12 protein-coding genes are annotated in these 12,865 nt (G+C 35.0%); 8 read left to right on the forward strand and 4 right to left on the reverse strand.

Features of this window, described 5'->3' with window-relative positions:
* Positions 1–31: 31 nt before the first annotated feature.
* The 3 genes from rsmA to proC all read left to right on the forward strand — a co-directional run bounded on the left by rsmA (position 32) and on the right by proC (position 3,027).
* On the forward strand, positions 32–817 hold the full coding sequence (gene rsmA / locus ACEN2I_RS13390) for a 16S rRNA (adenine(1518)-N(6)/adenine(1519)-N(6))-dimethyltransferase RsmA (RefSeq protein WP_441766605.1): 786 nt from the start codon (positions 32–34) through the stop codon (positions 815–817).
* Positions 801–2,150 (forward strand): magnesium transporter, encoded by a 1,350-nt coding sequence (gene mgtE / locus ACEN2I_RS13395; protein ID WP_441766606.1) that lies wholly within the window; start codon positions 801–803, stop codon positions 2,148–2,150. The genes rsmA and mgtE overlap by 17 nt, the downstream gene beginning before the upstream one ends.
* Before the next feature lie 100 nt (positions 2,151–2,250).
* Positions 2,251–3,027, forward strand: coding sequence for a pyrroline-5-carboxylate reductase (gene proC, locus ACEN2I_RS13400; protein WP_441766607.1), 777 nt, complete (start codon positions 2,251–2,253; stop codon positions 3,025–3,027).
* A 70-nt stretch (positions 3,028–3,097) separates the two neighbouring features.
* On the opposite strand, the gene nhaA is transcribed toward proC, so the two are convergent.
* A complete protein-coding gene (nhaA, locus tag ACEN2I_RS13405; protein ID WP_441766608.1) occupies positions 3,098–4,261 on the reverse strand; it encodes a Na+/H+ antiporter NhaA in 1,164 nt (387 codons plus the stop codon).
* A 225-nt stretch (positions 4,262–4,486) separates the two neighbouring features.
* Here nhaA and ACEN2I_RS13410 point away from each other — a divergent pair, with 225 nt between their 5' ends.
* The 3 genes from ACEN2I_RS13410 (at position 4,487) to ACEN2I_RS13420 (ending at position 6,319) form a co-directional block, all read left to right on the forward strand.
* The gene (locus tag ACEN2I_RS13410) at positions 4,487–5,434 is read left to right on the forward strand and encodes a 2-hydroxyacid dehydrogenase (protein WP_441766609.1); all 948 of its coding nucleotides are present in this window, start codon (positions 4,487–4,489) and stop codon (positions 5,432–5,434) included.
* A 173-nt stretch (positions 5,435–5,607) separates the two neighbouring features.
* A complete protein-coding gene (locus ACEN2I_RS13415; RefSeq protein ID WP_441766610.1) occupies positions 5,608–6,033 on the forward strand; it encodes a DUF805 domain-containing protein in 426 nt (141 codons plus the stop codon).
* A 7-nt stretch (positions 6,034–6,040) separates the two neighbouring features.
* Positions 6,041–6,319 carry a TM2 domain-containing protein gene (locus ACEN2I_RS13420; RefSeq protein WP_441766611.1) on the forward strand — a complete coding sequence of 93 codons (279 nt, stop codon included), beginning with the start codon at positions 6,041–6,043 and terminating at the stop codon, positions 6,317–6,319.
* Between the two features lie 54 nt (positions 6,320–6,373).
* Here ACEN2I_RS13420 and ACEN2I_RS13425 read toward each other — a convergent pair whose 3' ends face one another.
* Positions 6,374–8,182 (reverse strand): GNAT family N-acyltransferase, encoded by a 1,809-nt coding sequence (locus ACEN2I_RS13425; protein ID WP_441766612.1) that lies wholly within the window; start codon positions 8,180–8,182, stop codon positions 6,374–6,376.
* Positions 8,183–8,297: 115 nt separating this feature from the next.
* Here ACEN2I_RS13425 and ACEN2I_RS13430 point away from each other — a divergent pair, with 115 nt between their 5' ends.
* Positions 8,298–9,059 (forward strand): exodeoxyribonuclease III, encoded by a 762-nt coding sequence (locus ACEN2I_RS13430; protein WP_441766613.1) that lies wholly within the window; start codon positions 8,298–8,300, stop codon positions 9,057–9,059.
* A 209-nt stretch (positions 9,060–9,268) separates the two neighbouring features.
* The gene (locus ACEN2I_RS13435; RefSeq protein WP_441766614.1) at positions 9,269–10,210 is read left to right on the forward strand and encodes an OmpA family protein; all 942 of its coding nucleotides are present in this window, start codon (positions 9,269–9,271) and stop codon (positions 10,208–10,210) included.
* 77 nt (positions 10,211–10,287) lie between these two features.
* Here the strand turns inward: ACEN2I_RS13435 and ACEN2I_RS13440 are convergent, their stop codons facing one another.
* Together ACEN2I_RS13440 and bioA are read right to left on the reverse strand one after the other, a co-directional pair.
* Complete coding sequence (locus ACEN2I_RS13440; RefSeq protein WP_441766615.1) at positions 10,288–11,454, reverse strand: beta-ketoacyl synthase N-terminal-like domain-containing protein; 1,167 nt, start codon at positions 11,452–11,454, stop codon at positions 10,288–10,290.
* Positions 11,455–11,590: 136 nt separating this feature from the next.
* Complete coding sequence (bioA, locus tag ACEN2I_RS13445; protein WP_441766616.1) at positions 11,591–12,862, reverse strand: adenosylmethionine--8-amino-7-oxononanoate transaminase; 1,272 nt, start codon at positions 12,860–12,862, stop codon at positions 11,591–11,593.
* Between the last annotated feature and the right edge of the window lie 3 nt (positions 12,863–12,865).

The following is a 12,865-nucleotide window of genomic DNA, read 5'->3' on the forward strand; positions in this document are numbered from 1 at the left end:
GCCTTTGTGGCAAGGCAAAACAAAACAAGAAATGGAAAAAGTAAAAGCTAAAAAACATTTAGGGCAACACTTCTTAAAAGACGAAAGTATTGCAAAAGCAATTGCAGATACTTTAAGCTTAAAAGGATACGATGAGGTTTTAGAAATAGGGCCGGGGATGGGTGTGTTGACTAAGTATTTGCTTGAAAAACCAATTAATACACATGTAATTGAAATTGATGGTGAATCAGTTGTGTATTTAGGTGAAAATTATCCAAAATTAAAAGATAAAATAATATCTCAGGATTTCCTGAAATACAATATTAACGAAGTTTACGAAAATAAGCAGTTTGCCATAATTGGAAATTTCCCTTATAATATTTCGACACAGATCGTTTTCAGAACTTTAGAGTTTAAACATCAGATTCCGGAATTTTCCGGAATGTTTCAAAAAGAAGTAGCAGAACGTATTTGCGAGAAAAAAGGCTCTAAAGCTTACGGAATCTTATCCGTTTTAGCGCAGGCTTTCTATATTACTGAGTATTTGTTTACGGTTGACGAAAATGTTTTTATTCCTCCGCCCAAGGTGAAATCGGGTGTGATGAAAATGACCCGAAAGGAAGATTATAGTCTTCCATGTGGTGAAAAGTTGTTTTTTACGGTAGTGAAAACTGCTTTTCAGCAAAGACGAAAAACATTACGTAACAGTTTGAAAACATTAAATTTAACTGATAAGTTACGAGAAGACATTATCTTTGATAAACGTCCCGAGCAACTTAGTGTAGAAGAATTTATTGAACTGACTCAAAAAATAGAAGCCGATGGAGTTCAAAGTTAGCAAAGAATTAATTCAACAATTAGAAGAGCATATTGTTCAGAAAAATGACAAGGAACTTGAAATTTTACTGAATGATCTGCACCACGCCGATATTGCCGAAATCCTGGATGAACTGGATTTTGACGAGGCAACCTATATTTTTAAAGTTTTAGACAGTGATAAAACCGCAGAGATTCTTCTGGAATTAGAAGATGATTTGCGTGAGAATATATTAAGCCGACTTTCTCCTAAAGAAATTGCAGAAGAGCTTGATGAGCTTGAAACCAATGATGCTGCGGATATTATTGCCGAACTTTCTCAGGAAATAAAAGCCGAAGTAATCTCAGAGTTAATTGACGTCGAGCACGCAAAAGACATTGTAGACTTATTGCGCTACGACGAAAATTCTGCCGGTGGTTTGATGGGAAAAGAGCTGGTAAAAGTCAATGAAAACTGGAATGTACTCACTTGCGTTAAAGAAATGCGTATTCAGGCTGAAAATGTATCCAGAGTACATTCGATTTATGTGGTTGATGATGAAAACCGACTTCAGGGAAGATTATCACTTAAAGATTTATTGACAACCTCTACGAAAACTCAGATTGGGGATATTTATATTCGAAAATTGAACTTCGTAAATGTCGACACCGAAGACGTTGAGGTAGCGCGCATCATGCAGAAATATGATTTAGAGGCTATTCCGGTTGTGGATGAACTCGGTCGTTTGGTAGGAAGAATTACTATTGACGATATCGTAGACGTAATTAAGGAAGAAGCTGATAAAGATTACCAAATGGCAGCTGGTATTACTCAGGACGTCGAATCGAATGACAGTGTTTTAGAACTTACCAAAGCACGTTTGCCGTGGCTTTTAATCGGAATGGTAATCGAAATAGTAGCTTCATTTGTTCTGAAGGGAAATGAAGGTCTTTTTCAAAAATATTCAACTTTATTTATTTTCGTGCCTCTATTATCAGCAACTGCTGGAAATATTGGGGTTCAGGCATCAGCAATTGTAGTTCAGGGCTTGGCCAATGGAACTTTAAAAGAGTTCAGCCGTGGTTATTTTACAAAAGAAATTACAGTGTCTATGATTTCCGGAAGTATCATTTCTTTACTTTTATTAGGATTCCATTCTATTATGTATCAGCAGTATTTAGTGGGTATTGCCATTTCGATTTCGATGATTGTGGTAATTCTGTTTGCTGCTACTTTAGGAACTTTGGTGCCTCTTTTTCTTCATAAAAATAAAATTGATCCTGCAATTGCCACAGGACCGTTTATCACAACAACCAATGACGTTTTTGGAATTATGCTGTATTTTGGAGTAGCAAGAATAATTTTAGGGTTTTAAATTTTTGCCACAAATAAATAGATTACAGTGATTTAAGATCTTTAAAATCTATGTAATTTGCAAATCGAAAATATGCTATTAACCAGCCATTACATAAGCAATGAAAGTACATATAATTGGAGGTGGGAATCTAGGGGTTTCTATTGCCTTGGGAATTGCGAAATTCTCTAAAAATAATAAGGTTACCGTAACCAGAAGAAATACGTCCAGTATTCAATATTTAACTGAATTAGGAATCACAGTTTCCTCAGATAATAAGAATAATATTCAGGAAGCTGATGTGGTAATTTTAACAATTAAACCGTATCAGGTTGATACTGTTTTAGCAGAAATTTTACCTGTAATTAAAGGAAAAACAATTGCTTCTGCAGTAAGCGGATTATCTTTGGAAATGCTTCAGTCTAAAACAAACAATCAATATCCGGTAATTCGAATCATGCCAAATATTGCAGCACAGTTTGGCGAATCAGCTACTTGTATTTCATTCCCTGAAGAAGACAGAGAAAAAGCCTTGCCAATTGTTGATTTATTTCAGGACCTGGGAACGGCTCCGGTTATTGATGAGAAATTAATGGATGCAGCCACTGTTTTAGGTGCATGTGGAACGGCTTATGCATTGCGATACATTCGTGCATCGATGCAGGCCGGAATCGAAATAGGATTTGATTCACAGACAGCTTTGGCAATTGCTGCACAAACTGTAAAAGGAGCCGCTAAAATGTTATTAGAGGAGAAAGTGCATCCGGAACAGTTGATTGATCGTGTAACGACACCTCAGGGCTGCACAATCGTTGGTTTGAATGAAATGGAACATAATGGTTTCAGTTCCTCATTAATAAAAGGAATCAAAACTTCTTTAAAACAGATTAAAGGATAAGTTTTAAGAGAATCAAAATAAATTAAAAAAGGCTTTCATATTAATATTCTGAAAGCCTTTTGTATATGGTTTATGCGTGATGATGTTTGTGTTTTTTATGTTTTCCTTTTAAAACAAACTTCAGCCAAAAAAATCCGATTGTTCCTGAAATTAAGGAAGCAATTAAAATAGCTATTTTAGAAAAATCGATAGTTTCGGTATCATTAAAAGCCAATATCGTTACAAAAATAGACATTGTAAATCCAATTCCGCCTAACATTCCAGCTCCTGCAATATGTTTCCATTTTAAATCTTTTGGCAAAGCACAAATTCCAAGGGCTACACTAGCAAAAGAAACCAATGTAATTCCTAATGGTTTTCCAACGATTAATCCCAACATAATTCCGTAAGCGTTTGGATGGCTTAATCCTTCGTGCCAATCTGATGCAATTGCGATCGCTGTGTTGGCTAAAGCAAATATTGGGAGTATAAAATAGTTAACGGGTTTGTGTAAAAAGTGTTGTAGTTTATAGGAATTGGTTTTTGAGCTTCCATCTTCAAACGGAATTACAAACGCGATTAAAACTCCGGTTATTGTTGCGTGAACCCCAGATGTTAACATATAAAACCACATAATTGCTCCACCTGCCAAATAAGGAATCAGATTGGTTACTTTCATTCGGTTTAAAAAGAATAAAAAGCCCAATATTCCGCCTGCAATTGCAAGGTTTGCAAAGGCAATTGTTTTGGTATAAAATATGGCAATGACTAAAATAGCGCCTAAATCATCAATAACAGCCAAAGCAGTTAAAAATACTTTTAAAGAAGTTGGAACTTTATTTCCTAAAAGGGATAAAATTCCAATTGCAAAAGCAATATCAGTTGCCATCGGAATTCCCGCTCCACTTTGAGTGGGTGTACCATAATTTAGCAATAAGAATAATCCTGCAGGGACAAGCATTCCCCCAAAAGCGCCAAAAATTGGTAAAGCGGCATTTTTTAGACTCGAAAGTTCCCCTTTGTAAATTTCACGTTCTAATTCAAGACCAATCATCAAAAAGAAGATAGTCATTAATCCGTCATTAATCCATTCAGTAACGGTATGATGACCAATATGGGTATTCCAAAGACCAATATATTCAGCAGCTGAATCAGAATTGGCTAATAATAAAGAAGAGATTGTGACAAAGATTAATATAAGACCTCCTGATTTTTCACTTTCAAAAAAGTCTTTAAACGTTCTGGTTAATTTCATTATTGATTTTTACAGATTAATTTGCAGTTGGCCAATTTTGGCTCTAATTCCTGAATTTCCAAAGTTAAAAAATATATAGCGGATAAAAAATGATGAGGGATTGTTTTACAAAGCTGGTGGTGCTTTTTAAGAATGTGAAATTTTTAAAATGGCCAAAATGATTTTTTAAAATGTAAAGCGGGCTTTTTTTGATAAATTTGTTTTTTCATTTAGAGAACTTCAATCATGAGTATTAAAATTTTACATATTGACAGCAATAATCCAATTTTATGGAATCAGTTAGAAGAAACAGGTTTTGAGAATCATGCCGATTTTAAGTCTTCAAAAGAAGAAATTGAAGCAAAAATTCAGGATTATAAAGGAATCGTAATTCGAAGCCGTTTTAAAATCGATAAACAATTTATAGATAAAGCAACCAATTTACAGTTTATTGCCAGAGTAGGAGCGGGTTTAGAGAGTATTGATTGTGAGTATGCTTTGTCAAAAGATATTCATTTAATTGCAGCACCCGAAGGTAATCGCAACGCTGTTGCAGAACATACATTGGGAATGATTTTATCACTTTTCAATAAACTGAATCAGGCTGATAGTGAAATTCGTTCAGGAGCATGGAACCGCGAAAGTAACAGGGGATATGAACTTGATGGAAAAACCGTTGGCATTATTGGATATGGTAACATGGGAAAAGCATTTGCAAAAAAACTGCTAGGTTTTGACGTCACTGTTTTGTGTTATGATATTTTGGATAACGTAGGAGATGAACATGCAAAACAGGTTTCATTGCAGGAATTACAGCAAAAAACAGATGTTTTGAGCCTGCATCTTCCATGGACACCGGAAACAGACAAAATGGTTGATACTGATTTTATAAACGCATTTTCAAAGCCATTTTGGATTATTAATACCTCTAGGGGTAAAAATATAGTTACGGCAGATTTAGTTCAAGCTATGAAGTCTGAAAAGATCTTGGGGGCAGGTCTGGATGTTCTGGAATATGAAAAACTATCTTTTGAAACTCTTTTTCAGGATAAAAACACTCCTGAGGCTTTTCAATATCTGTTAGATGGTAAAAATGTGATTCTGACACCACATATTGCAGGCTGGACATTCGAAAGCCACGAACGTCTTGCTCAGGTAATTGTCGATAAAATTAAAGGGCTTAACTTAAAGTAATTTTCGTTTTAGACTTAGGTTTTTATAACAGGCTTTTTCTGTAAAATTAATTTGCCGGATTAGTTTTTGAAGTTATTTTTTTTTAATATTGTTGTTAAATTTAACAAAATTTTAAAAAAGGAGTAACTGAAAATCCTAAAAGAGTAGGAATTAACTAAACTAATTTATTAATTATGATTGAATGGTACAAAAAAGTGGTTTTTGAAAATTATGCAAATTTTAATGGAAGAGCAAGAAGAAGTGAATATTGGTATTTTACTCTTATGCAATTTATACTTTTAATATCATTTGTTGTTGTTGGAGCTATTTTAGGTTCTCTTTTTGATAGTGCTTTGGGTGGGTTATTTATCGGTTATATGGTATTTTGTTTTTATTCATTAGCTACGGTTTTACCGACTTTAGGAGTAGTCGTGAGACGGTTACATGATGTTGGAAAAAGCGGATGGTTTTATTTTATTGCTTTAATTCCCGGTATTGGAGCTATTTGGTTATTGATTTTACTTTGTACTGAAGGAGATAGCGGAGAAAATAATTATGGTCCAGATCCTAAAAATGATTTTGAAGAGATTAGTGAAATAGGAAACATTGAATTACAATAATTATAAAATGGAAACTACAAGACCAACTGAACACTGGAACAACCCTCCAATTCGAAGAGAAGAAAACAAAAAAGTTTTAGCTGGAGTTTTAGGAATAATCTTTGGTTATCTGGGAATTCATAAATTTATTTTAGGTTATACCAAAGAAGGAATAATTCAGATATTGCTTAACCTGGTATGTGGGTTAGGTGGTTTAATTGGATTAATAGAAGGGATTATCTATCTAACAAAAACTGACGAAGATTTCTATCAAACATACCAAGTGGGTAGAAAGCCTTGGTTTTAAAACATAAAAAATCCCAATCGCTCGATTGGGATTTTTTATTTTATATATTTCTTTTTAATTGATATCCTCTTTTTCGGATAGTTTACGCTCCAATTCTATCTGAAATTCTTCGATAACCGGTTTCATAGTGCTTTCCGGAATATCTGCGATTCTAATGTACATTAAACCATCTATGGCATTATTAAACAAAGGATCCACGTTAAAAGCAACTACACGGGCATTTTGCTTGATGTATTTTTTAATTAAAACAGGCAAACGTAAATTTCCAGGTTCCAGTTCATCAATAATTTTGTCAAATTTGTTTAAGTCTGATTCGGCTTCGTCGAAGATGAAATCTTTGTCGGCATCTTTCAGTTTTACTTTATAGGCTTTTTTTGGATGAATGTATTGTGCAATATAAGGATCATAATAGTTTGATTTCATAAACTCAATCATCAAAGATTTAGAGAAATCAGAGAATTGATTGCTGATACTCACGCCGCCCAATAAATATTTATGTTCCGGATAACGTAATGTTGTATGAATAATACCTTTCCATAACAAGAAAAGAGGCATTGGTTTTTGCTGATACTCTTTTATGATAAAAGCCCGACCCATTTCGATCGATTTGTGCATCATATCATGCAGTTCCGGTTCAAATCTAAAAAGATCATTCAGATAAAAACCTTCAAGACCATATTTTGGATAAATTTCAGAGCCTAATCCCATACGGTAAGCACCGGCAATTTTTTTAGTATCCTCATCCCATAAAAACATATGGTGATAATATTGGTCGAACTTATCTAAGTCGATAGATTCGTTTGTTCCTTCTCCAACTTCGCGAAAAGTGATTTCACGTAAACGGCCAATTTCATGAAGAATATTCGGAATTGATTTCGCTGTTGCAAAAAACACTTCGTAATTTTTACTCTGTAATAAGCGGCAATTACTTCCTCTAAGCATATTTACCTCATCAATCATCTGTAACTCATTGGCTGGAGTCGCAATTTTTTTAGGTGCTTTCGGAATTTTTAAATTAGCAGTATCCAGTAATTTATGATCCTTTTCAAAAGGATTGGCCAGCATGTACGTCTTCTTTCTTAAAAATTCTGAATACTCTTCAAAAGATTCAATTTCATTTTGCTCATTGACAGAAATTGGTTTTCCAATACGAACCTTAATCACACGGTCCTTTTGCGTTAGCAATTCTGATGGTAATTTAGCGGTGCGTAAAGTGTCATCAATTTTAGAAAGCCAATAAAATAATCTGCTGTTTTTAGCATGAAAATAAATAGGAACAACAGGAACTTTAGCTTTTCTGATGAGTTTCAAAGCGCCTTCTTCCCAAGGTTTATCAACTACCAGCTTTCCATCTCTGTAGGTCGAAACTTCCCCGGCAGGGAAAATCCCCAACGGTTTTCCATCACTTAAATGGCGTAACGTTTCTTTAATTCCCACCACACTTGATTTGGCATCCTTATGATTTTCAAAAGGATTCACAGGCATGATGTATTTTTTAAGCGGCACAATTCGGTGTAATAAAAAATTGGCGATAATTTTGAAATTAGGTTCTCTTTCGAGCATTAATTTCAAAAGCAAAATACCGTCTATTCCTCCAAGCGGATGATTCGAAATTGTGATGTAAGCGCCGTCTTTTGGCAAACGTTTTAAGTCCTCTTCGGGGATTTCAAACTTAATTTGTAATTCGTCTAATACTCCGTTCAAAAAGGGAACGTCTTCTAAATGTTTGTTATGATCGTATATTTTATTAAGGGTTGATATCTTAAGAACCTTCATAAGAATCCAGCCTGAAAAAGTACCAAAAACTCCGTACTTATCAACATTTATTGCCTTTGCAACTTCTTTCGCGGTAACTAAACCCATGTACTATTTTTAATTTATTAGAACAGCGAACAAAGATAACAAAAAACTCTACTTTTAATGTTTGTTATGCAAACTTTCCGCATTTTTATTACTTTTGGGAATCTAAAAAAACCGAATGAAAATTATTTCTTATAATGTAAACGGAATACGCGCTGCGATTTCAAAAGGATTTATCAACTGGCTTCAACAGGCAAATCCTGATGTAATTTGTCTTCAGGAAATTAAAGCAACTGAAGAACAAATTCCGACCGCAGATATTACAGCTGCAGGTTATCCGTATCAGTATTACTACCCTGCAACAAAAAAAGGATATAGCGGAGTCGCTATTTTATCTAAAATTAAACCCAACAATGTTGTTTACGGAACCGGGATTCACCACATGGATTTTGAAGGACGTAATCTTCGTGCCGATTTTGATGATTGTTCGGTAATGAGTTTGTATCTTCCTTCCGGAACCAATATTGAAAGATTAGATCATAAGTTTATGTTTATGGATGATTTTCAAACGTATGTAAACGAGCTAAGACTTACTATTCCCAATATAATTATTTGTGGAGATTACAATATCTGCCATGAAGCCATCGATATTCATGATCCTGTTCGTAACAAAACCGTATCCGGATTTTTACCTGCAGAGCGTGCCTGGCTTGACGGTTTTATGAAAACGGGATTTATTGATAGTTTTCGTCATTTCAACAAAGATCCGCATCATTATACGTGGTGGAGTTACCGCGCCGGAGCAAGAGGAAATAATAAAGGCTGGCGAATTGATTATAATCTGGTGAGCGAACCTTTAGAGCACAGGTTAAAACGTGCTGTTATTTTGCCAGATGCCATACATTCAGACCATTGCCCTGTTTTAGTCGAAATCGAGTAATTTTGGTATTGTTATTGTAAAGAGAATAGCGTTTTAAAACGTACAAATAAGTTCAGTTGGATTTGGATTTCGGAGGAGCAATTTCCTGCTGTCCTTCCAAGTCTTTTGCGCCGAACCCCGGCACAAAAGGATTTTCCCTCCCATCAGGGCTAAGCTCTCCGTTAAATAAGAAATTTAGATTATTAATACCACATAAAACCAAAAGTAAAATGATTAAAAAAGTCTCACTCGGATTACTGATTTTAGCACTTTCAACATCCTGCGTATCCAAGAAAATTTACAACGATCTTGAATCTAAATATTCAGATTTAAAAAAAGAAAATCGTTCTATTGCTGATGAAAATGCCGAATTACAAAAAGCAAAAAATCAATTAGAATTAGATCGTGATAAATTAACTAAAGATTTAAACAGTACTAAAGCAGAGCTTGAAAAACAAAAAGCCGATTTAGCTGCTGAACAAAAGAAGTTCAAAGTTTTACAGGATTCTTATAATGCATTAGAGAAAAACAGTAACGATGCATTGGAGAAGAACATGAGTAAAAACCGTGAATTGTTAGCACAATTAGAAGCAAAATCAAAAGCTTTAGCGGAAGAACAGGCACGTTTAGACAAAACAGCAAATCGTTTGAATGAATTAGAAGCGATGATTGCAGCTAAAGAAGCCGCAATGAGAACCCTGAAAGAAACCCTGTCTAAAGCCTTAAATGGTTTTGAAGGAAAAGGTCTTACTGTTGAACAGAAAAACGGAAAAGTATATGTTTCTATGGAAAATAAACTACTTTTTAATTCAGGAAGCTGGGCAGTAGGTACAGAAGGTAGAAAAGCAGTTGTAGAACTTGGAAAAGTTTTAGGCGATAATCCTGATCTTTCGGTTCTTATTGAAGGCCATACAGATGATGATCCATATTCAAGTTCAGGCCCTATTGCAAACAACTGGGACTTATCAACGAAAAGAGCAACAGCAATTGTGGCTATTTTAAGCGAAAATGCTAAAATCAACAAACAAAAATTAACAGCAGCAGGACGCAGCGAATTTTCACCTTTGGCAAGTAATGCAACTCCTGAAGGGAAAGCTAAAAACCGTAGAATCGAAATTATCCTGACACCAAGATTAGATGAAATTGCAGATATGCTCAACAGCATCAATTAATTTGAAGCTTTTATAAAAATTAAAAGGCTCAGAGTTGTAAAACTTTGAGCCTTTTTTTATTTCAATATTGTTATGAATTATGCTTTTTCAATCAGAATACTAACTGCATTTCCTCCAAACCCAACGGCATTAATCAGTATTTTTTGAATCGATTTCTTTTTATTTTGCTGTTTTGCAAAAGGAACATTGATGAATGTATCATGTTGTATCATCAAAAGTGCCAATTCAAAACTCAACATTCCTGAAGCTCCAAAAGTATGGCCAATCTTCCATTTATTGGTGGTCAGCAAAGGTAAATTTTCTCCAAATACTTTTTCGATAGCACGCATTTCGGTTAGATCCCCTTTTATGGTTCCAGGAGCATGCATCACAATAACGTCGACATCTTTTAAATCCGTTTCTTTTAAAGCCATTTTCATGGATTTCTGAAAACAATCAGCTTCTGCAGAAATAGATATGTTATGCTCTAAAATTTCGGTGGCATACCCAACGCCTGTAACATACGCAATAGCATTTTCTTTTTCTCCTGCTTCCAAACAACAAACTGCGGCTCCTTCGCCCAAAATCATCGTGTTTTGTGTTTTTTCAAAATCAAATGCCAAGTTTGGCCAAGTTTCCTCAGACTGATTAATGCGGGAGTAGATTTTTAAAGCACGCATTTGAGCAATCGTAAAATCGGTTAAAGGTGCTTCACTTCCACCTACCAAAAATTTATCTGCCATTCCCGATTTCAGCCATGCAACTCCATTTAATAAAGCATGAAGAGCGGTAGAACAAGTAATAGAATGTGAAATTTCAGGACCTGTAGTCTGTAGGTCATGCGCAATCCAGGACGAAATATTTCCCAAAGTCGTAGTTGGCGAAGCCAAAGTCTGCGCTTTTCCGGTATCAATATATTCTTTATAATGTTTTTCGAATAAATCAGTTGCTCCACGTGAAGATCCTATATTGATTCCGAAAATATCTTCTGAATTCCAACCGGCTTTTTTAAAGGCTTGTCTCGAAGCTTTCAAAGCAAACAAAACCGAATCATCCAAAAATTTATATTTAGAATCTGATTCCCGAACTGCAATAACAATTTGTTTTGATTCATTACTTAAAGCAGCAACCGAAGTTTCCTGCTGATCAAGAAACTGTGTTGAAAAACAATGTTGGTTGTTTAGATATTTTTTCCAGACTTCTTCGGCATTATTTCCTAATGGTGATAGGGAAGAAAAAGCAGTTATAGCGATTTTAGTATTCAATGTCTTTTTATTTACCGCAAAGTTCGCAAAAGTTTACGCAAAGTTCGCCATGTTTTAATGTAAAATTAAGCCATATAAGTTAGTTATGTAAGTAAGTTTTTCAAATGAGCTGATATGACTTATATGGTAAAAAAAACTATACCATTATAATAGCTTCTTCAATCGTCGAATATACTTTTTCAAGTTGTTCATCTGTCATAACGTAGGGAGGAAGAATATACACAATATTGCCAACGGGGCGTAAAATAACACCTTTGTCAATAAAGAAATTATATAGTTTGGTACGCATTGAGCCGTAATAGCTTTCCTCAGCATCTGATTTGATTTCTACTGCAAAAATAACTCCTAAGGTTCTGGCGGTAATTACTTTTGGATGGCTTTCAATTTTCTTTTTGAATGCTAAATGGTTCTTATTGATCCTTTCAATATTAGCCTGCATTTCATCCGTTTGCAGTAAATCGATACTTGCCAATGCAGCAGCACAACCCGTTGGATTCGCTGTAAACGTATGCCCGTGAAACAACGCTTTATTGATGTCATCATCATAAAAAGCATCAAAAACATCTTGGGTAAAAGTTGTAATTGCCATCGGAATTGTCCCTCCGGTCAAAGCTTTGGACAAACAAATCATATCCGGATCTTCTAAGACATAATCCATAGCGAAGGTTTTACCTGTTTTACCAAAACCTGTCATCACTTCATCAGCGATTGTTAAAACGTTATTTGCTGTACAAATTTTGATTAATTCAGCTAAAGCTTCAGGTTCATACATAACCATTCCGGCCGCACCCTGAACCAAAGGTTCAAAGATAAATCCGGCACAGTTATGATTTTGAATTACATTTTTTAAAGCATCAAAACTTTCTTGTTCTTTTCCTTTTACAGGAACCGGAATCCGAACCACATCAATAAACATTCCCTGAAAAGCCTGCGTGTAAAATGAAATTCCGCTTGCTGCCATAGCAGCAAAGGTATCGCCGTGAAAGGCATTTTCAAAAGCAATGATCGTAGTTCTCTTTTCATTTTTATTGAAGAAATATTGCAACGCTACTTTGATTGCCACTTCAACAGCAGTTGAACCATTGTCTGAAAAAAAGATTTTCTGCTGGTTTTTTGGAAGAATATCCATTAATTTTTCAGCCACCTGAATCGCAGGTTGATGGGTAAAGCCGCCAAATAAAACGTGTTCTAAAGTTGTCAGTTGTTTGTAAATCGCATCAGCAATAATTTTATTACTGTGCCCAAACGGATTTACCCACCACGATGCAATGGCATCAATATATTCTTTATTGTTTTCGTCCCAAAGCAAAGCATCTTTTCCTCTTGAAATAGCTATTGGCGTTTGCGAAGTTTTGTGCTGGGTATAAGGATGCCAAAGGTATTGTCTGTCTTTTTCTTGTAAAGTCATCTG

The organism is Flavobacterium sp. W22_SRS_FK3 (genome assembly GCF_052113665.1).
In the GTDB taxonomy this organism is placed as follows: Bacteria; Bacteroidota; Bacteroidia; order Flavobacteriales; family Flavobacteriaceae; genus Flavobacterium.

Excerpts from the sequence above, each read along its gene's own strand:
- rsmA (WP_441766605.1), top strand. The coding sequence starts at position 32 with ATGGAAAAAGTAAAAGCTAAAAAACATTTAGGGCAACACTTCTTAAAA.
- mgtE (WP_441766606.1), top strand. The coding sequence starts at position 801 with ATGGAGTTCAAAGTTAGCAAAGAATTAATTCAACAATTAGAAGAGCAT.
- proC (WP_441766607.1), top strand. The coding sequence starts at position 2,251 with ATGAAAGTACATATAATTGGAGGTGGGAATCTAGGGGTTTCTATTGCC.
- nhaA (WP_441766608.1), bottom strand. The coding sequence starts at position 4,261 with ATGAAATTAACCAGAACGTTTAAAGACTTTTTTGAAAGTGAAAAATCA.
- ACEN2I_RS13410 (WP_441766609.1), top strand. The coding sequence starts at position 4,487 with ATGAGTATTAAAATTTTACATATTGACAGCAATAATCCAATTTTATGG.
- ACEN2I_RS13415 (WP_441766610.1), top strand. The coding sequence starts at position 5,608 with ATGATTGAATGGTACAAAAAAGTGGTTTTTGAAAATTATGCAAATTTT.
- ACEN2I_RS13420 (WP_441766611.1), top strand. The coding sequence starts at position 6,041 with ATGGAAACTACAAGACCAACTGAACACTGGAACAACCCTCCAATTCGA.
- ACEN2I_RS13425 (WP_441766612.1), bottom strand. The coding sequence starts at position 8,182 with ATGGGTTTAGTTACCGCGAAAGAAGTTGCAAAGGCAATAAATGTTGAT.
- ACEN2I_RS13430 (WP_441766613.1), top strand. The coding sequence starts at position 8,298 with ATGAAAATTATTTCTTATAATGTAAACGGAATACGCGCTGCGATTTCA.
- ACEN2I_RS13435 (WP_441766614.1), top strand. The coding sequence starts at position 9,269 with ATGATTAAAAAAGTCTCACTCGGATTACTGATTTTAGCACTTTCAACA.
- bioA (WP_441766616.1), bottom strand. The coding sequence starts at position 12,862 with ATGACTTTACAAGAAAAAGACAGACAATACCTTTGGCATCCTTATACC.